Origin of the sequence: Muriicola jejuensis (genome assembly GCF_010671595.1) — a bacterium.
GTDB lineage: Bacteria > Bacteroidota > Bacteroidia > Flavobacteriales > Flavobacteriaceae > Muriicola > Muriicola jejuensis.
This window is the reverse complement of record NZ_JAABOP010000002.1, coordinates 307,866-330,230: the sequence shown is the minus strand read 5'-3', so window position 1 is coordinate 330,230 and position 22,365 is coordinate 307,866. Positions and strand designations below refer to the sequence as shown.

General features: G+C 50.2%; 22 protein-coding genes. 15 read left to right on the top strand and 7 right to left on the bottom strand.

The annotated features are described in order from the left end of the window. Positions 1–6 precede the first annotated feature (6 nt). Positions 7–423 (bottom strand): Holliday junction resolvase RuvX, encoded by a 417-nt coding sequence (gene ruvX / locus GWK09_RS09525; RefSeq protein WP_163693078.1) that lies wholly within the window; start codon positions 421–423, stop codon positions 7–9. Positions 424–524: 101 nt separating this feature from the next. On the opposite strand from ruvX, the gene GWK09_RS09520 reads away from it, so the two are divergent. After that, the gene (locus GWK09_RS09520) at positions 525–1,340 is read left to right on the top strand and encodes a 2,3,4,5-tetrahydropyridine-2,6-dicarboxylate N-succinyltransferase (protein ID WP_163693077.1); all 816 of its coding nucleotides are present in this window, start codon (positions 525–527) and stop codon (positions 1,338–1,340) included. Positions 1,341–1,431: 91 nt separating this feature from the next. Next, complete coding sequence (locus GWK09_RS09515) at positions 1,432–2,226, top strand: glycosyltransferase family 2 protein (RefSeq protein ID WP_163693075.1); 795 nt, start codon at positions 1,432–1,434, stop codon at positions 2,224–2,226. Here the strand turns inward: GWK09_RS09515 and GWK09_RS09510 are convergent. Then, positions 2,208–3,032 (bottom strand): glycosyltransferase family 2 protein, encoded by an 825-nt coding sequence (locus tag GWK09_RS09510; protein WP_163693072.1) that lies wholly within the window; start codon positions 3,030–3,032, stop codon positions 2,208–2,210. The two genes, GWK09_RS09515 and GWK09_RS09510, sit on opposite strands and share 19 nt — an antisense overlap. 184 nt (positions 3,033–3,216) lie before the next feature. Here GWK09_RS09510 and GWK09_RS09505 point away from each other — a divergent pair, with 184 nt between their 5' ends. From GWK09_RS09505 to GWK09_RS09480, 6 genes are all read left to right on the top strand, one after another. Further along, a complete protein-coding gene (locus GWK09_RS09505) occupies positions 3,217–4,041 on the top strand; it encodes a hypothetical protein (RefSeq protein ID WP_163693070.1) in 825 nt (274 codons plus the stop codon). After that, complete coding sequence (locus GWK09_RS09500) at positions 4,041–4,616, top strand: L-threonylcarbamoyladenylate synthase (protein WP_163693068.1); 576 nt, start codon at positions 4,041–4,043, stop codon at positions 4,614–4,616. The genes GWK09_RS09505 and GWK09_RS09500 overlap by 1 nt, the downstream gene beginning before the upstream one ends. An 11-nt stretch (positions 4,617–4,627) precedes the next feature. Continuing rightward, positions 4,628–6,040 carry a CCA tRNA nucleotidyltransferase gene (locus GWK09_RS09495; protein ID WP_394367575.1) on the top strand — a complete coding sequence of 471 codons (1,413 nt, stop codon included), beginning with the start codon at positions 4,628–4,630 and terminating at the stop codon, positions 6,038–6,040. Between the two features lie 107 nt (positions 6,041–6,147). Next, positions 6,148–7,188, top strand: coding sequence for a COX15/CtaA family protein (locus tag GWK09_RS09490; protein ID WP_163693064.1), 1,041 nt, complete (start codon positions 6,148–6,150; stop codon positions 7,186–7,188). Positions 7,189–7,209: 21 nt separating this feature from the next. Beyond that, positions 7,210–7,704: an IS1096 element passenger TnpR family protein gene (locus GWK09_RS09485; RefSeq protein WP_163693062.1), complete on the top strand. Its 495-nt coding sequence runs from the start codon at positions 7,210–7,212 to the stop codon at positions 7,702–7,704. A 61-nt stretch (positions 7,705–7,765) separates the two neighbouring features. Further along, positions 7,766–8,824 (top strand): nucleoid-associated protein, encoded by a 1,059-nt coding sequence (locus GWK09_RS09480; protein WP_163693060.1) that lies wholly within the window; start codon positions 7,766–7,768, stop codon positions 8,822–8,824. 34 nt (positions 8,825–8,858) lie between these two features. Here the strand turns inward: GWK09_RS09480 and GWK09_RS09475 are convergent, their stop codons facing one another. Then, entirely contained in the window at positions 8,859–9,944 is a 1,086-nt protein-coding gene (locus GWK09_RS09475) for a hypothetical protein (RefSeq protein WP_163693058.1), read from the bottom strand. Between the two features lie 85 nt (positions 9,945–10,029). On the opposite strand from GWK09_RS09475, the gene GWK09_RS09470 reads away from it, so the two are divergent. The 5 genes from GWK09_RS09470 (at position 10,030) to GWK09_RS09450 (ending at position 17,290) form a co-directional block, all read left to right on the top strand. Next, complete coding sequence (locus GWK09_RS09470) at positions 10,030–10,932, top strand: ABC transporter ATP-binding protein (protein ID WP_163693056.1); 903 nt, start codon at positions 10,030–10,032, stop codon at positions 10,930–10,932. A gap of 15 nt (positions 10,933–10,947) precedes the next feature. Further along, a complete protein-coding gene (locus GWK09_RS09465) occupies positions 10,948–11,781 on the top strand; it encodes an ABC transporter permease (RefSeq protein ID WP_163693055.1) in 834 nt (277 codons plus the stop codon). Between the two features lie 147 nt (positions 11,782–11,928). After that, entirely contained in the window at positions 11,929–13,710 is a 1,782-nt protein-coding gene (locus tag GWK09_RS09460; RefSeq protein WP_163693053.1) for a T9SS type B sorting domain-containing protein, read from the top strand. Positions 13,711–13,770: 60 nt separating this feature from the next. Beyond that, entirely contained in the window at positions 13,771–15,759 is a 1,989-nt protein-coding gene (uvrB, locus tag GWK09_RS09455; protein WP_163693051.1) for an excinuclease ABC subunit UvrB, read from the top strand. Positions 15,760–15,769: 10 nt separating this feature from the next. Continuing rightward, positions 15,770–17,290, top strand: a complete 1,521-nt coding sequence (locus GWK09_RS09450; protein WP_163693050.1) for a M20/M25/M40 family metallo-hydrolase — start codon at positions 15,770–15,772, stop codon at positions 17,288–17,290. Between the two features lie 96 nt (positions 17,291–17,386). On the opposite strand, the gene GWK09_RS09445 is transcribed toward GWK09_RS09450, so the two are convergent. Continuing rightward, the gene (locus GWK09_RS09445; protein ID WP_163693048.1) at positions 17,387–17,815 is read right to left on the bottom strand and encodes an Hsp20/alpha crystallin family protein; all 429 of its coding nucleotides are present in this window, start codon (positions 17,813–17,815) and stop codon (positions 17,387–17,389) included. A gap of 229 nt (positions 17,816–18,044) precedes the next feature. Between GWK09_RS09445 and GWK09_RS09440 the strand changes: the two genes are divergently transcribed. Beyond that, on the top strand, positions 18,045–18,392 hold the full coding sequence (locus tag GWK09_RS09440; RefSeq protein WP_163693046.1) for a DUF1456 family protein: 348 nt from the start codon (positions 18,045–18,047) through the stop codon (positions 18,390–18,392). A 25-nt stretch (positions 18,393–18,417) separates the two neighbouring features. Here the strand turns inward: GWK09_RS09440 and GWK09_RS09435 are convergent, their stop codons facing one another. From GWK09_RS09435 to GWK09_RS09425, 3 genes are all read right to left on the bottom strand, one after another. Next, positions 18,418–18,753, bottom strand: a complete 336-nt coding sequence (locus tag GWK09_RS09435) for a hypothetical protein (protein ID WP_163693045.1) — start codon at positions 18,751–18,753, stop codon at positions 18,418–18,420. 260 nt (positions 18,754–19,013) lie between these two features. Next, positions 19,014–20,207: an ADP-forming succinate--CoA ligase subunit beta gene (sucC, locus tag GWK09_RS09430; protein ID WP_163693043.1), complete on the bottom strand. Its 1,194-nt coding sequence runs from the start codon at positions 20,205–20,207 to the stop codon at positions 19,014–19,016. Positions 20,208–20,280: 73 nt separating this feature from the next. Continuing rightward, positions 20,281–20,919, bottom strand: coding sequence for an LON peptidase substrate-binding domain-containing protein (locus GWK09_RS09425; protein ID WP_163693041.1), 639 nt, complete (start codon positions 20,917–20,919; stop codon positions 20,281–20,283). A 161-nt stretch (positions 20,920–21,080) separates the two neighbouring features. Between GWK09_RS09425 and lysA the strand changes: the two genes are divergently transcribed. Next, on the top strand, positions 21,081–22,322 hold the full coding sequence (gene lysA, locus GWK09_RS09420) for a diaminopimelate decarboxylase (protein WP_163693039.1): 1,242 nt from the start codon (positions 21,081–21,083) through the stop codon (positions 22,320–22,322). Positions 22,323–22,365 lie beyond the last annotated feature (43 nt).

The following is a 22,365-nucleotide window of genomic DNA, read 5'->3' as shown; positions in this document are numbered from 1 at the left end:
AGATTCTCAATTCTTTATTCGGTCGAGGTAGCCCTGTAAGATCAGGGTGGCACTTACCTCATCAACCAGTGCCTTTTGCCTTCTTTTGCTCTTTTTGACTCCCGAGGCGATCATGCTTTTAACGGCCTCACGGGAGGTGAACCGCTCATCCTGCCGGTGCACCGGGATCTGCGGGAACGCCTTCTCCCATTTCCCGATAAAACGCCTGATCAGGGGTTCTGATTCCGACGGTGTATTGTCCATTTGCCTGGGTTCTCCGATGACAACCGCAGCAACTTCTTCCTGGGCGATATAGGTATGCAGGAAGGAGAACAACTCTTTTGTTTCTACGGTGGTCAGTCCGGAAGCTATGAGCTGTAATGGGTCCGTTACAGCTACCCCGGTCCTGACTTTCCCGTAATCCAAGGCGACGATCCTGCCCAAATCCATTGATTTTTGCAAAAGTACAGGATAAATTGGTATTCCTGTCAAAATGCCCTTTATAATCCGCCCTATCCCACTATCTTTGCCAAAATTTTCGCGCTATGGAGGAGCTGAAAAATATCATAGAAAAGGCTTGGGAGGATAGAAACCTCCTGACGGACGCCCGAACCCAAAAAGCCATCCGGGAGGTCGTCGACCTTGTCGACCAGGGTAAACTCCGATGTGCCCAGCCCTCCGGAGATGGATGGCAGATCAACGAATGGGTCAAAAAAGCAGTGGTGCTCTATTTCCCCATACAGAAAATGGAAACCTACGAGGTAGGCATTTTTGAGTACCACGATAAGATCCCCCTTAAAAAAGGATATAAGGAAAAGGAGGTAAGGGTAGTGCCCCATGCGGTGGCCAGGCATGGCGCGTATATCGCCCCAGGCACCATTCTCATGCCGAGTTATGTCAATATCGGAGCCTACGTAGATAGCGGGACGATGGTGGATACATGGGCCACTGTGGGTAGTTGTGCTCAGATCGGAAAGAACGTCCATTTGAGTGGCGGCGTCGGCATAGGCGGGGTCCTCGAACCCCTGCAGGCATCCCCCGTGATCATTGAGGACAATGCCTTTGTGGGGAGTCGCTGTATCGTCGTGGAAGGAGTCAGGGTAGAAAAGGAAGCGGTCCTGGGCGCGAACGTGGTTTTGACGGCCTCCACTAAGATCATCGATGTCACCGGGCCCCAACCCTTAGAAATGAAAGGTAGGGTTCCTGCCCGTTCAGTTGTTATACCAGGGAGCTACACAAAAAAATTTCCAGCCGGAGACTATCAGGTTCCCTGTGCGCTGATCATCGGAAAGCGAAAACCGAGTACAGATCTGAAGACGTCGCTGAATGAGGCTTTGAGGGAATACAACGTAGCTGTATAATTTGTAAGAATTTAGCCTCAGAGTACAATTTATTGGAATTTTTAGTGTTATAACTTTGGCCAAAATCTACGGACGAAATTCAAATATCAGGATGAAAAAGGACCATCAAAAGATCTCAGCACTGATCATCACCTATAATGAAATGGGGTATATTCAGGACTGTATTGATTCAGTCTCCTTTGCCGATGAGATCGTGGTCGTTGATTCATACAGTACGGACGGGACCTATGAATTCCTGAAAGAACATCCCAAGGTAAAGGCCATCCAACACCCCTTCTCTAATTTCACGCAACAAAAGACCTTTGCCCTTACACAGGCATCCCATCCCTGGATCCTTTTCGTGGATGCAGATGAGATCATCCCGCAAGCGTTGAGGCTTGAAATACGGGAAACAGTGCAGTCGGATTCTCCCCATGCTGCTTACTGGTTCTACCGGAAATTCATGTTTAAAAAGACCCCTTTGCGCTACAGCGGATGGCAAACGGACAAGAATTACCGCCTCTTCCAGAAAGACAAGGCAAAATTTACGGATAAGAAGATCGTTCACGAGACCCTTGAGGTGGATGGGAGTTCCGGAATCCTCAATGAAAAGTTGATCCATTATTGCTACAAGGATTACGATGATTATAAGGCCAAGATGCTGAATTACGGCCGACTCAAGGCCAAGGAGGATTTCTACAGGGAAAAAAGCTTTAATTACTTTTACTATTTCCTGAAACCCGCCTGGAAATTCTTTAACCACTATATTCTCAGATTGGGGATCCTGGATGGAAAAAAAGGGGTGACCATCTGTTACCTCAATGCCCTTGGGGTCCTGGAGCGATTCAGGGAATTAAAGCGCCTCGAGCGAAAGAACGCCCTTGCCTATTACTTGCTGATGCCGTAGTGCGTCCAGACCCGTTTTTCATTCCGGGTTTCTTTTCGTATCGCCTTATTCTTTTCAATCGACTCCGGTGTTTTATACCCGCGTTTGTGATCCAGGTGCACACATACGGCACTGTATCGCAACTGTTTGGACTTGATCCCGAAATTGAACAGGCGTTCCCCCAGTTCCCGGTCCTGCCCCCCGTACTGCATGCGTTCGTCAAAGCCATTGACATTGAGGATGTCCTTTTTCCAACCTGAGGAATTATGCCCATTCCAGCTGGCGTTGGTGGGTGTGATGGCGTTAAAGAACTTGGAAATGAATCCCCTGGCAGTGAGTTTGTTGTTCTTGAACGTCTTGGGAATTCCCATATTCTTCAACCAGTGGATATTAAAGCAATTCTGCTTTTGAATATCCTCCCGGGTAATGGCCTTGGAAATGTTCATAGGCAACATGTAATACCCCCCGGAAATAAAATATCCGGGCTCCTTATTGATATAATGCACCTCCACAAAGTCTTCTCTCGGGATACAATCACCATCTGTCATAACGATATAAGATGCGTTACAGGCTACTATGGCCTTGTTGAGGATGCGGGATTTCTGGAAACCGTCATCCTCCTGCCAGACATGGATGATCGGGTAAGACACCTCCGCACTCATCTCGTCCAGCAATTTCCTTGTTGCCGGGCCCGAGCCGTCATCCGCGATCACGACCTCAAAATCCTTGAAGGTCTGATACTCAAAACCCCACAGGACTTTCTCCAGCCATGCTTCGGAATTATAGGTGCTGACGACAATAGAGATCTTAGGTTCTGTCTGCTGCATCGCACAAAAATAGGAGACTTTATCCAAATTCCCTTCCTCCGGGCCGAATTATCCGAGGTAAATACAGGACAAGGTATACTGCCTAATACTCTTGGAAGAATACCTGCCTATGGGAACTTAATTTGGCGCTTCACGACAGTATGCTGTAATTTGCACTACAGAGCCAACCTGATGCCTGTTTCTCATGAAGCTTAAAGAAATACCTGCATCCCTGTATCACACCTTCCGATTGCGACTCCTTCCAGCGCATAGACAGGGTGACAAACCCGTGATCCCTGTTGTGGTGTCGCTAACGACCATCGAACCCCGGCTGGGGGTTGTGGATCTAGTCATTCGGAGTCTCCTGTCTCAGGAGGTCAGCCCCAAAAAGATCCTTCTCTGGATCCATGAGTCCCTCCTTCCCTTCCTCCCGCCCCGTCTTACAAAGCTGCAGAACGAGGTGTTCGAGATCAGGACCACCCACCTGCACTGCTCCCATAAAAAACTGATCCATACCCTGAAAGCCTTTCCCTCAGACCCGATCATTACCTGTGACGATGACCTGATGTACCGGCCCGAATGGCTCCAACGACTGTACGAGGAATCCGAACGTTATCCGGGTACGATAATTGCCAACCAGACACGGACGATTAGATCGGATGCCCAGGGCGACTTCCTGCCCTACGAACAATGGCCCACAGACCTTCCCGGACAGGCAGGTTCTGCCTGGGTCCTGCCCATCGGTGCCGAAGGTGTTCTCTATCCTCCCGGAAGCCTCGATTCCCGTTTCGACCGGGAAGACCTCTTCCTAAAGCTGGCCCCTAAGGCAGACGACCTTTGGTTCAAAGCCATGTCCCTTCTGAAGGGGACCGAGTGCATGCCTGCTACCAACAGCGGTAAAAAGGGCATCCCCATCATGGGATCTCAAAAGTTTTCCCTCAAACACGTGAATATCCGGAAAGACCTCAACAGCTTACAGTGGCGTGATCTGGTGAAACATTTCAACCTGCAAAAAACACTGGAGAAATAATGGCTCAGGAAGACCTCAATGCTGAAATAGGGACCTGTTTGGAGGTGCTCAGAAAAGGCGGACTCATCCTCTATCCTTCGGATACCCTCTGGGGGATCGGCTGTGATGCCACTGATGAAATGGCCGTGAAGAAACTCCGCGCCCTTAAAGGACTACCCGAAGGAACGCCTATGGTCTGCCTGGTGGGAAATGACGCTATGCTGGAACGTTATGTGCAGCAAGTACCTGACCTGGCCTGGGAGATCATGGACCTGGCTACCAAACCCACCACCCTGGTTTATGATAGACCCAGGGGTCTTGCCCCCGGACTGATCGCAGGCTATCAAACCATCGCTATCAGGGTCGCCACGGACAAGTTCTGCCGTTACCTTATCGGCTCCTTTAAAAAACCAGTTGTGTCTACTTGTGCCAACTTATTCGGTAAGCCCGTGCCTAAAAGCTTTGAGGAAATTCCGGAAGCAATTTTAAAAGGAGTGGACTATGTGGTAAATTTGCAACGCGATTCACGGAAGGCCACCCCCTCCTCAATCATCAAACTGGGCAATGACGGAACCGTAAAAGTGATACGGGAATAAGCATGAGGAAGATGAATTACAAAAAGGAACTTGAAGATCCAGTCTTTCAAACCATTGCCGGAGCAGCCGCGCAATTGTCGGTGGATTGCTACGTCATCGGGGGATTTGTCCGCGACCTGCTCCTGGGCCGGGGCATACCTAAGGATATCGATATCGTTGCCGTGGGCAGCGGGATTTCCCTGGCGAAAAAGGTGGCCGCCCTCTCCCCCGGCCAACCGGATGTCACCGTTTTCAAGAACTTCGGTACAGCCATGCTCAAAATAGGCGAACAGGAAGTCGAATTCGTCGGAGCCAGGAAGGAAAGTTATAACCGTGACAGCAGGAACCCCATTGTGGAGGACGGCACCCTGGAGGACGATCAGAAAAGGCGCGACTTTACAATCAACGCCCTGGCCTTATCCCTGAACGAAAAGGATTTCGGGGACCTGCTGGACCCTTTCGGCGGACTGGAAGACCTCGACAAAAAGATCCTGAGGACTCCCCTGGAGCCTGGTGTTACCTATTCCGATGATCCCCTAAGAATGCTCCGCGCCATTCGGTTCGCGTCCCAGCTCGGTTTTACCATCGAAAGTAAATCCCTGGAAGCCATCAGAGAGAACAACGACAGGATCCGCATCGTTTCCGGAGAGCGTATCGTAGAGGAACTCCACAAGATCCTCCTGACTGACAAACCTTCGACAGGGTTCGGGCTTTTGCATTTCACCGGACTGTTGGAGCGCATTCTCCCGGAATTAGTTGCTCTTCAGGGCATAGAAGAGGTTGAGGGACAAAGGCATAAGGACAATTTCTGGCACACGCTCGAAGTAGTCGACAATATCGCCGGACATACGGACGACCTCTGGCTGCGCTGGGCTGCCCTGTTACACGATATAGGTAAGGCGCCGACTAAGAGGTATGACAAACACCTGGGTTGGACCTTCCATGCGCACGAATTCGTCGGAGCCAAAATGGTATACAAACTGTTCAAAAGACTCCGTATGCCCCTGAATGAAAAGATGAAATTCGTCCAGAAGATGGTCCTCATGAGTTCCAGGCCGATTGTGCTGGCGGAAGACTTCGTAACCGACTCTGCGGTGCGCCGACTCATTTTCGATGCCGGTGACCATGTGGAAGACCTGATGACCCTCTGTGAGGCTGATATTACCACCAAAAACCCTAAGAAAAAGAAACGATACCTGAACAATTTCAAAAAGGTGCGTGAAAAGATCGAAGAGGTGGAAGCCAGGGATCACGTAAGGAATTTCCAGCCACCCGTAAGTGGGGAGGAGATCATGGAAACCTTTGGTCTGCCTCCCTCCAGAGAGATCGGCCAGATCAAGGATGCGATCAAGGAAGCTATCCTGGACGGGGAGATCCCCAATGAATACGAGGCTGCCAGAGCATTTATGATGAAGAAGGCCAAAGAGCTAGGTATCGAGCCATAAGCTTCGGTGATACGGCATCTTTACAATCTATCCGCTCTCCTGCAATAATGCGCCTAAAAGACTTTAAAGAGTAGTATTTTTGTATCTCATTATTTGAAGGATTGACTATGCGCAAGTACTATCGTTCCCTGGCCAAAACCTCCCTCATCCTGGTCTACCTGGTGATCATAGCCGGCGCCGTGGTCCGGATGACGGGCAGTGGGATGGGGTGCCCGGACTGGCCAAAATGTTTTGGGTATTACATCCCCCCTACACAGGAAGCGGAGTTGCTCTGGCAACCCGGCAGGTCCTTTGAAAAGGGACAGGTGATCATCAGGGAGGAGGCCCTCTGGGTCGCAAAACGCGATTTTACGGCCGGTAAGGATTACGAAGAGGATAACTGGCAGGCTTATGAGAAGCACGATTATGCCATCTTCAACGCCACCCACACCTGGATAGAATATATCAACCGACTCCTGGGGGCCCTGGCAGGACTTGCCACCCTTTTCCTGGCCTTTTCCTCCCTGGGGTACTGGAAGATGGACAAACGCATTACCCTGTTAAGCTGGGGGGTGGTCATTGGCATGGTCTTCCAGGCCTGGCTGGGAGCAACGGTCGTGTACTCTGTTCTTTTACCCGCAAGGATCACCATGCATATGGTCATGGCATTGATCATCGTGGCCTTTCTCATCTACCTGCTGGAGCGATCGAAGGAGAAGAGGGATCCCAGGCCCTATGACAAAACTATACACCGACTGCTCTGGATAGCCCTCGGACTTACCATGGTTCAGATTGTGTTGGGTACTCAGGTCAGGCAATTCATCGACAGCCAGATCGACCTACTGGGGGAGAACGCAAAAAACCTTTGGCTCTCGGATCCGCGGGTTTCCTTTTATTTCCATCGTTCCCTCTCCATAGCCGTAGTCCTGCTCAACGGGTGGATCGCCTATCAGATCTTTGCAAAAAAACTGGGCTATGGCAAGATCATAGGTGTTCTCGCGATCATTGGGATCGAGATCCTTACAGGGATCGCCATGTATTATTTCGATTTCCCCTTCGGATCCCAGCCCCTCCATCTGGTGCTGGCCGCCCTCCTGTTCGGACTTCAATTTTATTTGGTACTGGAGACCCGGAAGCCAACTACAACCAGGGAAACTTCGTACCTTTGAACTTTGGAAATACAATGAAGTATGATTTATAAGATCAGGATCATTCTGGATGCCAAGGAGGATATCTTCAGAGATATCGAGATAGAGGCGGAATGCACCATGGAGGACTTCCACAATGCCATTACACAGGCGTTCGGTTTTATGGGGGACGAGATGGCCTCGTTCTACACCTGCGATGAGAACTGGAATCAGCTGGAGGAGATCGCCCTTTTCGATATGGGGGAGGGAGACGAATCAGTTCCGCTTATGAACGAGACCTTCCTGGAAGATGTCCTTACCCGGGAGTTCCCCAAGATGATCTACATCTACGATTTTCTCAGTATGTGGACCTTCTTCGTGGAGCTCGCAGACATCGTTGAGGAAACGGAAGGCCACCAGTATCCGAATGTCCTTTTCAGTTTCGGGGAACTTCCCGATACGCCACCGGAAAAGACCTTTGAAGCCGACCCGAATTTCGACTTCGACGAAACGTTCGACCGGTATGACGACCTTGACTTCGAGGAGAATTGGAACTGATCCCATCGACCTTTAAAAACCCGAATATTTACCTGATTACACCTAATTACCCTACGCATTTATGATCAACCTGTTCAATGCCCAGATAGACGAGGTATCTCTCCACCGAATTGGAAATAAACACCGAAACGAAGGCCTGTTCCTATCGGAAAAAGCCCAGGAACTCAACGACGAGTCGAGAGGGCTTCTGAAGGAGTTCTTCCTGAAACCCTTCCGGGAGAAGGAGGAGAATTACTACACCCTTGGCCATGAGGCCGACATGGAATTCAACGAGATCTACAAGGCTGCCAAAGCCGTTTTTACGAAACCTGTATCCCTTCAGGAAGCGTCGAGGTCGATCGCCAGGCATCTGTACGATCAGTCGGCCCACCCCCACATCAAGAACGGGGAACTCTTTGTGGTAAAACTGAGCAATATACAGCTGGATGGGGAAAAGGTAGAAGCCCTGGGGATCTTTAAAAGCGAGATCAAGCAGGAGTTCCTTCAGTTCGAAGAAAGGCCGGGCCGACTGGAAATGAAGCTCGAAGAGGGAGTGAACCTCAACAAATTAGACAAGGGATGCCTGATCTTCAATGTGATGTCTGAAGAAGGGTATAAGGTACTTTCCGTGGACAGCAACCGGTACGACGCCAAATACTGGCTGGAAAACTTCCTCGGTGTGAAGGTCCTGCCGGATGAGAACTTCTACACTAGAAACTACCTCAAATTCTGCCAGAATTTTGCCAAGGACGTGGTCCTTCCGGCAGAGGATAAGCAACAGGAAGTGCTCTTTATGAACAGGGCGGTGAACCACTTCGCCAAGAACGACGCATTTGAAGAGACCCGATTCCTGAACGAGGTCATGGACAATCCGGAACTGATCCCCGAATTTAAGCACTACAAGGTGGAAAGGGGTCCCAAGTACAGCATAGAGGATGTGTCTTCCTTCCCTATTGCAAACAAGGCCGTCTCGGATACTCGCAAAAAGATCCGGAATGTGATCAACCTCGACACCCATGTGCAGATACGCCTGGATTTCATAAATCCCGAATCTGCAGAACGCTTCGTGGAAAAGGGCTGGGACGAGGAAAAACAGATGTACTACTACCTGGTCTATTTCAACAAGGAGACCAAAAGCTGAGAGCCGGTCGATTTTAAGGTTTGAAGGACACGGATTACTTTACCTGTATCTTCTTTTCTATGATCTGCCGCATACTCACATTCTCGTAATTCCTTCTGACAAAATCCAGGGTAAGATTCAGGATCTGGCCCATATTCCGACACTTTTTGAATTCGATGTCCTTGGTAAAGGCGAAGATCTCCATCTTCAACCGTTCCACGTTCTCGGGGCTGGAGATCTTGTCTGCCTTGGCGGCATTGATCAGCCTCTTGATCCGCTTGTTGGCGCTGATGATCCTTTTGGCGATGATGGAACGCTCTTCTACCTTGTACTGTTCCACCGAGTCGCTGAGCAATTTCGATTGGACCAGGGCTACCATCTTCTGGTTCTCCTTGAAGAATTGGGGGCGGTAGACCTTGAGTTTGCCTTCGTAGCATTGCTGGTCAAAATCGATGGCACGGATGCGGAAGACCACATGGTCAAAATCGTGGATCGGAATGATCACATAATTATAGGAACGCATGTCCCCGAGGAGCTGTATCATGCACCTTTCATTGAATTTGACGAACTCCTTGGCCAGCTGGGATTTCTGGGTATCCGTGCAGTTGGGCAACATCTTATTGATAAATATGTCTCCGGGGATCCCGGAAATATGCTCTTCGATCAAGGTGTCCTTGTACACCAGATAGTTGAGGTTGTATGGCGATAGCATGTGCTCCAGTTCCAGGCCATAGATACGGGAAGCATCGGCTCTTTTGACGTAAAAATAGATGAAGTTGTCATTGAGGATGTTCCTGATCCTGATGCGGAAGGGTTTGGAATTCCCAAAGGTACAATAGTCCACCGCATCGACATTCAGGTACTGAAAGATCCGGTCGGTACCGTCGGAATGTAGGATGGAATACACCTTTTTCAGATTCAGGTCGATCTCATTGCGTTCTGCATCTGTGTAATACACCCTTACCCATAAGGTGTCATTCCCATCGTCGTCATAGACCACAATGGAACCGGCGAAGCGAAGCAGGTCCTCATAGAGTATGGGGATCTCGGTCTTGCGGTTGTACTGATCCAGGAACGTTTCCAGTTTCCTGCTGACGGGAAACGAAGGTTTTTTCCTGGACATTAGTTTTTCCTGGCCCATCTTATCGTATCAATTTCTACCCATTTTGTAACAAAACGCGTATTTTCTCGTCAAGTTACTATAAACTGCCTAAATAGCGTACTTTTTGGAAACGATTCTCACGGTCTCCAACCTGACCAAAAAATTCGGATACCTTACCGCCGTCAAAGACCTGTCCTTTACCATCGAAAAGGGGAATGTCTACGGGATCCTGGGTCCCAACGGCAGTGGTAAATCCACTACCCTGGGGATCGTTCTGAACGTGGTAAACCGCAGCAGTGGTTCCTTTACCTGGTTCGACGGGCGGGCCACCACCCACGAAGCCCTTAAAAAGGTAGGAGCCATCATCGAAAGGCCCAATTTCTACCCCTATATGTCGGCCATTCAGAACCTGAAACTGGTGTGCAAGATCAAGGAAGTGACAGAAGACCGGATAGAAGATACCCTTAAACTGGTAGGCCTCTGGGAAAGGAAGGACAGCAAATTCCGTACCTATTCCCTGGGGATGAAGCAGCGGCTGGCCATTGCCTCCGCCCTGCTGAACGATCCGGAGATCCTGATCCTGGACGAGCCGACGAACGGTCTCGATCCCCAGGGAATCCACCAGATCCGTCAGATCATAAAAAAGATCGCCTCTCAGGGAACCACGATCCTATTGGCTTCCCACCTCCTGGATGAGGTGGAAAAGGTCTGTACCCATGTGGTGATCCTGAGGAAGGGGGAAAAACTCTACTCAGGCCGGGTAGACAATATGATGGCCAGTCAAGGCTACCTCGAATTAAAATGCAAGGATCCCTCCGCCCTGGTGAACCTGTTGGAGAAGGATGACCGATTTGACAAGATTGAAGAGGAACTGGGGATGGTCACCGTGGTCCTGAGAGAAAAGATGGACCCCGGGGAACTCAATGAATTTCTCTTTAAAAAGGGGATTGTACTCACTCACCTGGTCATGCGGAGGGAGAGCCTGGAAGAACAATTCCTCAACCTGACCAAGAACCAGAGCAATTAAACCCGGTAATACCCCATGAAGCGACTCCTTCAAATAGAATTCATCAAACTCTGGAACAACAGGTCGAGCAGGATCCTGATCATCTCCTATTTCGTCCTGCTGACCTCCATTGCGCTTGTGGCGGCCATCAAATTCGACATAGGCCCCATACAGTTCCACCTGGCAGACCAGGGCATTTTCAATTTTCCCTATATCTGGCATTTCAACACCTTTGTAACCGCCTTTTTTAAATTGTTCCTGGCCATCGTGATCGTCTCCATGATGTCTAATGAATACAGCAACAAGACCATCAAGCAGAACCTGATCGACGGCCTGTCCAAAAAGGAATTCATCCTTTCCAAGTTCCTGACCGTGATCTCCTTTGCCCTCATTTCCACCCTTTTTGTCTTTGTGGTCTCCATGATCCTCGGACTTATCTATTCGGATTACGATGAATTATCTATCATCTTCTCCGACCTGGAATTCCTCCTGGCCTATTTCGTGAAACTGGTAGGGTTTTTCTCCTTTTGTCTTTTCCTGGGGATCCTGGTCAAACGGTCTGCCTTTGCCCTGGGGTTTCTGATCCTCTGGCAGGTATTCGAGGGGTTTGTCAGAGGTATGATCCGCTGGAAACTATTCGATTCCCAGACTACCGACACCGTCATGGGGTTCTTCCCCCTGAACTCCATGTACAACCTGGTTAAGGAACCATTTACCAGGCTCAATGCGGTTCAGTCGGTCGCCAATCAGATCGGTGAGCGGGTATCCCTGAACTACCACGTACACTGGTATGAGGTCGTCATCGTCCTGATCTGGACCTCTGTATTCATCTCTTTGTCGTATCTCTTGCTAAAAAAGAGGGATTTGTAGTATCTTGTAGTGTTTGCAGGAACACTATGAAAAAGAAATCAGGCACAGTCCGGACAGACTTCTGGTATTTCTTCCTTACAATGATGGCGTCGGGGTGCCCACTGCACCTCACATACGGGGCCGTACACAGAAATAATGGTTATTCGGATGGGTATCAGGGATAACATATCGACCATAAAGACCCGGCATTTCTCCCTGGCCCTGATATGGGTCCTGTTCATGTCAGTGAGCCTTTCCGGACAGCAATGCCCGACCACCGTACTCACCAGTCCTCTCAACGGGGCCACCAACGTTCCCGTGGATGCCGATATTTCCTGGAACCAGGTACCCAATGTGCCCGGGTATATCATCTCCCTGGGGACCACGGAAGGAGGTACGGATATCCTTGACGAGCGGTTCGTAGGAAGCACCACTACGTATAATCCCCCCCTGGGGCTTCCCGAAAACACGACCATCTATGTGACCATTACCCTGTTCGACTTTCAGAATGGCAATATCGAGGTCCCCTGTGAGAGTGAGTCCTTTACTACGGCTGCCATCACACAGGCACCTGCATGCACTTCCCTGTTGATCCCGACCAACGGGCAGGCCAACGTTAATCCGGCAACGAACATCCGGTGGAGTTATGTGGCCGGAGCCATCGGTTACCGGCTTACCCTGGGAACCAGCCCTGGAGGGGGTGAAATTCTCCCTTCTACGGATCTCGGAAATACCCTCTCTTATACCCCTCCAGTGGAATTCCTTCCCAATACCACTATCTATGTGCGAATAACTCCCTATAACCTGATTGGGGCGGGCACCTCCTGCACCGATTTCAGCTTCAGTACCAGTGAAGTGGCAGCACTCCCTGGATGTACTTCCCTGATCTCTCCTGTGAATGGAGCGACCAATGTACCAGTAACGCCCATCCTGGAATGGACTCCGGTTCCCGGCGCAACAGGATATCGCATAACAGTGGGGATTTCCCCTTTCACCGCCGAGATCCTGGATAACGTAGCCTTCCCCCCGATCACACAAACCGGGATCCTGGAACTGGAGGCCAACCGTACCTTCTTTATTACCATCGTCCCCTTCAATGCTGCGGGCGAGGCCATAGGATGTGTACAGGAAACTTTTACAACCCTTCAGGGCTGCGGCCCATTTTTCGATCCGTCTACAGGGAATCTTATCACCCTGAATCCCGTAATCGATTTTCCGGAAGTGATCTCGACCTGTAACAGTGAATTCCCCCTGGCCTACACCGCTCCCGACATGGCCGACGGCTACCGGTGGTACCGCATCAATTCCAACGGGAACGAGACCCTCATATCGGATGTGGCCACTGTCTCCTTTCAGGCTCCGGGTTCCTACAGGTATGAGGCCTATACCCTGATCCCCCAGAGCGGCAACCTGGAATGCCCTACCTCGCAGATCTTTGAGGTAGTGAGTTCAGAAGCTCCCGTCATTACGAGTATCAATGTCACCGAGCAGGCCAACGGGATCAGGATCGCGGTGAACGCCTCGGGAAGCGGGGAGTACGAATACGCAATAGACAACCTGAACGGGCCTTACCAGTCGAGCAATGTTTTTGTCAACATCCCGTACGGGACACACACCCTTTACGTCAGGGATAGGAATGGTTGTGGTGTGGCGTCTGAACAGATCGTACAGGACCTCACCCTGGAAGGGTTCCCGAAATTCTTTTCCCCGAACGGGGACGGGATTAATGACTACTGGCAGTACATCCCTCCGGAATTTGTCGGGGACATCACCCTTGTCCGTATCGAGATATACAATCGTTACGGTCAGTTCCTGGTCCAGATCGACCCCGATTCGCGTGGCTGGGACGGGACGATCAACGGTTCCCTCCTCCCCGCTGCAGATTACTGGTACCGGGCTATTTCCAGCACGAACAAACAACTCACCGGGCATTTCGCGCTGACCCGGTGACCGTCCAAAATCTTTGAAGGCGTGGGGATGAAAACCGGCCGACTTTCGTAATTTTAACCCATGAAATTCAAGGTAGTATCCGACTTTAAACCTACGGGAGACCAGCCTGCTGCGATCGCCCAATTAGTTGCCGGCATAGAGGAGGGTGAGCGATATCAGACCCTGTTGGGCGTGACCGGATCCGGCAAGACCTTTACGGTGGCCAATGTGATCGAAAGGGTGCAGCGTCCGACCCTGGTCCTCGCCCATAACAAGACCCTGGCTGCCCAGCTGTATTCGGAATTCAAAATGTTCTTTCCGAACAACGCCGTGGAATACTTCGTCTCATACTACGATTATTACCAGCCCGAAGCCTATATTCCCACAAGCGGACTCTATATAGAAAAAGACCTGTCTATCAATGAGGATATCGAAAAACTCAGGTTGAGTACCACCTCCTCCCTCCTTTCAGGCCGGCGGGATGTACTGGTGGTAGCTTCCGTTTCCTGCCTGTACGGTATTGGGAATCCGGTGGAATTCCAAAAGAACGTCATCACCATCCGAAAGGACCAGGTGATCTCCAGGACCAAGCTGCTGCACCAATTGGTGCAAAGCCTGTACTCCCGGACCACAGCCGATTTCAAGAACGGGAACTTCAGGGTCAAGGGAGATGTGGTGGACGTCTTCCCCAGCTATGCCGACCACGCCTTCAGGATCCACTTTTTCGGAGACGAGATCGAGGAGATCGAGGCATTCGACCCCTACAACAACACTCTGATCGAAGTCTATGAAACCCTGAACATCTATCCGGCCAATATGTTCGTCACCTCCCCCGACATCCTGCAGAATGCGATCCACCAGATCCAGGACGACCTGGTGAAACAGGTGGAATATTTTAAGGAGATCGGGAAACCCCTGGAAGCCAAACGGCTTGAGGAACGCACGAATTTTGACCTGGAGATGATCCGGGAACTGGGCTATTGCTCAGGGATTGAGAATTACTCGAGGTATCTGGATGGACGGGAGCCCGGGACAAGGCCTTTCTGCCTGCTCGATTACTTTCCCGAGGACTACCTCATGATCGTGGATGAAAGCCATGTGACCATCCCCCAAGTCCACGCCATGTACGGGGGGGACCGATCCAGGAAGGAGAATCTCGTAGATTATGGGTTCCGCCTCCCGGCTGCCATGGATAACCGGCCTCTGAAATTCGAGGAATTCGAGGCCCTGCAGGGACAGACCATCTTTGTGAGCGCCACCCCAGCCGATTATGAACTGGAACACAGCCAGGGTGTATTCGTAGAACAGGTGATCCGGCCCACCGGACTCCTGGATCCGGAGATAGAGGTCAGGCCCACCAAGAACCAGATCGATGACCTGGTGGAAGAGATTCAGGTACGGGTAGAAAAAGACGAGCGGACCCTGGTAACCACCCTAACCAAACGCATGGCTGAGGAACTGGCCAAATACCTCACCCGTATCAACATCCGCTGCCGGTATATCCACAGTGATGTGGATACCCTGGAAAGGGTAGAGATCATGCAGGACCTCAGGAAAGGGCTGTTTGATGTGCTTATTGGAGTAAACCTTTTAAGGGAAGGCCTGGACCTGCCCGAGGTCTCCCTGGTGGCCATTGTGGATGCGGATAAAGAAGGCTTTCTTCGCAGTAACCGTTCCCTGACCCAGACCGTGGGTCGTGCGGCCCGCCATCTCAATGGCAAGGCCATCATGTACGCTGACAAGATCACGGAGAGCATGAGAAAGACCATCGATGAGACCCGCTACCGCAGGGAAAAACAAACCCAGTACAATGTGGAGAACAACATCACCCCCACCTCCCTGAACAAAAGCCTCGACAATGCCCTGTCCAAGAATTCGGTTTCGACCTACCATTACATCAAGGAGGAGCGGAAAGCAGCCGAACCGGATCTGGAATACCTGACTGCCGAGCAGCGCGATAAGATGATCCGCTCAAAGCGAAAAGCTATGGAAAAGGCCGCCAAGGAACTCGATTTTATGCTCGCAGCCAAGTTGAGGGACGAGATCAAGGTTCTGCAGAGCCAAACCTAAAACTATTCGAATGAAACGCATTCCCTCTCTCTTTTTACTGTGCCTTTTTATGGTCCAGCTGGTTCCGGCCCAGACGCTCAGTGAAGGTGAGATCAGGGCAGCAGCTCATTCAGTGTATCCCAGTGGTTTGACAGAATTGATGGAATTCATGAAGATCCCGAACCTGGGCAGCGATTCCATTATGGTTGCCCAAAACCTCAAATGGTGCGAGGAGACATTCACTTCCCTTGGGTTCAGGACCACTGTGTTACCGACTAGCATGGCCCCTTTACTCTTTGCAGAGAAAAAGGTCTCACCCAGGAAAAAGACGATCCTGTTTTACCTCCAGATCGACGGACAGCCGGTGGATGTAGCCGAATGGGATCAGGAAGATCCCTTTAACCCGGTGATCAAAAGAAAAGAGGAAGACGGGACCTGGAGCCCGGTTTCCTGGGATGGCAAAAGCTTGCCGGATCCGGATTGGCGGGTCTTTGGCCGGTCTGCTTCAGATTCCAAAGGCCCGGCCCTGGCTTTTATATCGGCCCTGGAATATCTAAAGGAACACGGTATAAAACCTGAATTCAACATAAAAGTGGTGATGGACTTCCAGGAAGAACTGGGCTCCCCCTCCCTTCCTGTGGCGGTTAGTGAGAACAGGGACCTGTTCGGGGCAGACATGGTCCTGATCATGGACGGAACACGCCATATCTCGAACTGGCCCACCCTCTGTTTTGGGGCCAGGGGAATAGCCACGGCAAAGATCCGAGTGTTCGGGCCATATGCCCCCCTGCACAGCGGGCAGTATGGGAATTACGCGCCTAATCCGGTATTTGAGGCAGGCCGACTCATCTCGAGTTTCAAGGACGAACGCGGTCGGGTGCTGGTCAAAGGTTTTTATGACGGTGTTACCCTGACAGACGAAGAGAAAAAAGCGTTGGGATCCCTCCCGGAAAATGAGGATAGCCTAAGGCACAGGCTAGGGATACACCAAAGGGATGCGGTTGGCGAGAACTACCAGGAATCCCTCCAATACCCCTCCCTGAATATTCGCGGCCTGCAGTCGGGTTGGGTCGGCAAAGAAGTGCGAACCCTTATCCCGGACATCGTGGATATAGAGTTGGACATGCGACTCGTCCCGGAGACCCCGGGAGAACGGCTCGTCGGGCTCCTGGAAGAACACATGAAGACGCAAGGATTTCACCTGGTTGATACCCTGCCAACCCCGGAAGAGCGGGCGAAGTACCCTAAACTCGCCAGCCTGGAGTACAGGCTTGGATCCCTGCCCTTCAGGACGGACATCCATTCGGCAACAGGTCGGTACCTGAACAGGGCCCTGTCTCGCGTATTTGGAGATAAGGTGGTAAAAATGCGCACGACAGGAGGCTCACAACCTATCGCCCCGTTCATCCGGACACTGAATGTGCCGGCGGTCTCGGTACGTATCCCCAATCCCGACAACAACATTCACGCCCCGAATGAGAACCTCCGTCTCGGGAATTTCCTCGAAGGTATAGAGTCCTGCCTGGCCATCCTCAACGAACCCCTAAAATAAAAGGTGCCCCATTAACTGGGGCACCTCTCAACTAACCAAACAAACCAACCATTATGAAAACCCGTATGAGGGGTCAAGCATATTTCCTTTAATCCTTTATTTGCCTATTTCGATCATTCGTTTTGGCTTCGGCAAGGCCTCTTCCTTCTTGGGAAGTTCCAGGTGCAGGATTCCTTCTTTGTAAGATGCCTTGATCTTGTCACTATTTACGGTATCTGGCAGGGTGAAGGACCTGCGGAAAGAGGAATAGGAAAACTCCCTTCGTGTGTAATTGTCCTCTTTCTTTTCGTCTTCAGTCTTGCTCTCCATAGAAATGGTAAGCACATCCTTGTCTACTTCCACGTTGAAATCATTCTTGTTCTTTCCGGGAATAGCGAGTTCAAGATGGAATCCCATATCGTCCTCCTTGATATTCACGGCAGGCAAGGTGGATACGTAATTCTCACTTCCTCCAAACCAATCAGGCTTAAAGAATTCGTTCATTAACGTAGGGAACATTCCGGTGTTTCGTGTTATGATACTCATGACTTATGGTTTTTTAAGTTATACTTCTTTTTTTACCCTATAACAAAGGATGTACCAAGTGAAAATATCTGTCTTTTTGTCGCTCTTTTTAAGATTCTATATGTCTTTATGTCAGATTATTAGGAGGCAGTTCAAATATCAGGAGAGAAGTGGAAGGAACGGGTTGTAGCTTCCTAAATCGAGTGAAACTTAGAAAAGGAATCCCTATCTTTCCTGAAAACTCCTGGGAATGACCAACAATGATATCCTGAAAAAATTAAGGGTGGCTCTTCAGTTAAGGGATGATGAGATCGTGGACATCCTGGCCCTTGTGGATTTCAGAATCTCCAAAAGCGAGATCGGCGCTTTCTGCAGAAAGGAGGGACACCCCAAATACAAGGAATGCGGCGATCAGGTCCTCAGGAACTTCCTGAATGGTCTGGTACTGCACCTGCGCGGACCCAAAGAAGGTCCCAAGACCGAGGCTACCGTTCAGGATACACCGCCTCAAAAACGGGTTTCAAAGACGAGAAAAGCCAAATATACCGGTTTGGGATCGGTCCCGTACAAAAATAAAAAGGGCCCTAAGCGAACTTAGGACCCTGTAATATTAACCCCAGGTATTATCCTTTGATCCTTACGGGTACGGTATACATACTACCTTCTTTCCCGACTGCCACATCTACGTGCTGATAATTGAGTCGGCTTTTTACAAACTGCTCCAGGACTTCATCCTCTGTATCAACAGAAATGACAACGATCTCATTCTTGTGGTTAAGGGTGAACAGGACCTCAGCGGTGAGTTCTTCCTTATCCACAACGAAGAAATTGTCCTTCAACAGTTCCCCGATCTGAACGGTGAGTTCTTTCTTGGGGTCGATGGTCCTGGAATCGTTTGCAAAAAGATTCCCTCCTGCGAGAAGCAGAGCTGCGGCGAATACTAAAGATAATTTTCTCATGACTAGTTTGTTTTTTGATTAATAATTAGATTGATGATTTGTTATTAAAGACGATTGTAATTTGAGGATGTTACAATTTTCTCCAGGTTTAACAAATATTTAAACAATCAAAGGAGAAGAAAACTGTTTTTATACGATCTGATCTAGCAGGATCCCATGAGAATACAGAGCGCATTTGAATGCTTCAGCAGTTCAGGTCTGGCCAAAAAAAAGGAGATGCATTTGAGCATCTCCTTTCCACTATTTAATCAAACCGATTGTCAGGCCAGGACCTCCTTCACCTTGTCAGCTGCCTCCTGGAACTGTACGGCCGAATGCACGGCCAGGCCGGAATTGTCTATGATCTCCTTGGCCAGCTCTGCATTGGTCCCCTGCAACCTCACGATAATCGGAACCTTTATTGCGTCTCCCATATTCTTGTAAGCATCGACCACACCCTGGGCGACCCGGTCGCATCTCACGATACCCCCAAAGATATTGATAAGGATTGCTTTTACATTGGGGTCTTTAAGGATGATCCTGAAGGCCTCCTCTACCCTTTTAGCGTCTGCTGTACCTCCCACGTCAAGAAAGTTGGCCGGTTCTCCCCCTGCCATTTTGATGAGGTCCATGGTAGCCATGGCAAGTCCGGCCCCATTGACCATACATCCCACGTTACCGTCGAGGTCCACGTAATTCAATCCCACGGCCCGTGCTTCGACCTCAATGGGATTCTCTTCCCTGAGATCGCGCATCTCGGCGTACTGCTTTCTCCTGAACAGGGCATTGTCGTCTATAGACACCTTGGCATCGACAGCCAATATTTTGTCGTCCGAGGTTTTCAACACCGGGTTGATCTCGAACAGGCTGGCATCACTTTGCTCATAGGCCTTGTAGAGGGAGGAAATGAATTTGGTCATCTCCTTGAATGCGGTACCCGACAGCCCCAGGTTGAAGGCTATCTTCCTGGCCTGGAAAGCGAGCAGGCCGGTTGACGGGTCAATTTCTTCTGTAAAGATCAGGTGGGGTGTTTTATCGGCCACCTCCTCTATATCCATTCCACCTTCCGTAGAATACATGATCATGTTCCGCCCCTTAGCCCTGTTGAGCAGCACGGAGACATAGAATTCACTGGTCTCACTCGGACCTGGATAGTACACGTCCTCAGCCACCAGTACCTGGTGCACCTTCTTGCCCTTGGCGGAAGTTTGAGGGGTCACAAGGTTCATCCCAATGATCTTCCCGGCGATCTCCTCTACCTCCTTGAGATTTTTTGCGAGCTTTACACCACCTCCTTTACCCCGTCCACCTGCGTGGACCTGAGCCTTGATAACATACCATGAGGTCCCCGTTTCCTGGTTCAGTTGTTTGGCAACTTCCACGGCTTCCTTTGCGTTGTGGGCCACAATGCCCCTTTGAATACGAACGCCAAAGCTGGCTAAGATTTCCTTTCCCTGATATTCGTGAAGATTCATATGGTTATTTTACGTTAGTTGACTGCAAAAATAGGAAAGATCACGCAGTTACCCTATTTATACAACAAGCTTCTTATACTTTAAAATCTTTGAAATCCAGCGGGTCAAAATTCCTGAAATGCCCGTTCATCTCTATGAGGGTTTTGGTACGGTCTACCTGCTTGAGGACCCTTATGGTCTGATCGAGGTGCTTTTTGATATAGGCAAGCCTATCGCTCTCCCTGGTGATCTGCAACAGTTCGTGTTCCTGCTCGAAGGATAGACCCATTTTATGTCCGAGCATAAAGGGGTTGAACTTTTCCGGAGCTATGGGTTCAAAGGGCACCCCCATGAGATCGTACAATTCCCGTATACCCTCAAGGACCTCCTTCTTGGTCTGCAGGTCCCCGTCATTGATGCTCTCGAGGAATTTAACCACGCCCCCGGCATAGAGCTTTCCGTCCATTTCGTGGTCGAAGGTCATCACCTGGAAGACCTGCCTTGCCACGCATACCACGTCCATGGATCCGTTTTCGTATGTGGTCACCACTTCCACCAGCTGTACTTCCGTGCCATAGGTGATCCTGTCGTGGATATAGACCGGGATACCAAAGGTGATAGCCTCCTTGCGGCAATCGTGAATGAGCTCTTTGTAGCGCTCCTCGAAGATATGCAGGGGCACGGTTTCGCCCGGAAAAAAAACGGTTTGTAGCGGAAAGAAAGGTAGTTTCACGTTTGAATTTTAGTAAAAATACGAAGTCGGCTCTTCAAGGACAAATGTAAATACAGGGGAATATTGTTGTATTTATAACTAATTGTTGTATTTTTCTAATTATACATTTTTATTTTGGGTGGACTCCTTATCTGCCTTAGTTTTGTTCCAAAGTATTCATCATGAAACACGCAGATCTCCTTAACATTGCCGACGAGTTTGGAGCCCCGGTATACGTCTATGACACCGAGAAGATCACTTCTCAGTTTAAAAGACTTACCAAAGCCTTCAGCAGTGTGCCCAACCTGAAACTGAACTACGCCGCCAAGGCCTTGTCCAACCTAAGCATCCTGAGGTTGATGAACAGTCTGGGGAGTGGACTCGACACAGTCTCCATACAGGAGGTAAGACTGGGTCTTCTCGCGGGATTTTCCCCTGAGGATATCATTTACACGCCCAATGGGGTTTCCCTGGAAGAGATCGAAGAGGCCACCCGACTCGGAGTTAAGATCAACATAGACAACCTGTCTATCCTCGAGCAATTCGGGACCAGACATCCGCACGTTCCGGTCTGTATCCGGATCAACCCTCATGTCATGGCAGGGGGAAATACAAAGATCTCCGTGGGTCATATCGATTCCAAATTCGGCATCAGCATCCACCAGATACCTCACCTGCTCCGTATCGTGGAACTGACCAAGATGAATATCAACGGCATCCACATGCACACCGGGAGCGATATCCTGGATATAGAGGTCTTTCTTTACGCCTCAGAGATCCTTTTCGAAACCGCGAAACACTTTGAGGACCTCGAATTCATCGATTTTGGCAGTGGCTTCAAAGTACCCTATAAGTCAGGTGACATACAGACCAATATTGAGGAACTCGGCCAAAAACTGGGCAGCCGTTTCAATGCATTCTGTAAGGAGTACGGGCGAGACCTCACCCTCGCTTTTGAGCCGGGGAAATTCCTGGTGAGTGAGGCGGGCTACTTCCTGGCCAGGGTCAATGTGGTCAAACAGACCACCTCCACCGTCTTTGCCAGTGTGGATTCCGGTTTTAACCACCTGATCCGACCCATGCTTTACGGTGCTTCCCATGAGATCATCAACATTTCCAACCCCGAAGGAAGGGAACGGTATTACTCCGTGGTGGGATACATTTGCGAGACCGACACCTTTGGCAGCAATCGCAGGATCAGCGAGATCAGGGAAGGGGACATCCTTTGTTTCCGAAATGCGGGCGCCTATTGCTTCACCATGTCGAGTAACTACAACTCCCGTTACAGGCCGGCTGAGGTCATGTGGCACAAGGGCAAGGCACACCTGATCACGAAGCGGGAAACCTTTGAGGATATCATCAGGAACCAGGTAGACCAGGCCGAACTCTTCCAGCCGGTGAAAAGGAAGGCAGTCGCGAAATAGTCGCTCCACTTAGCTATTTGCTGGTATTGCCAAAATAAAGCAG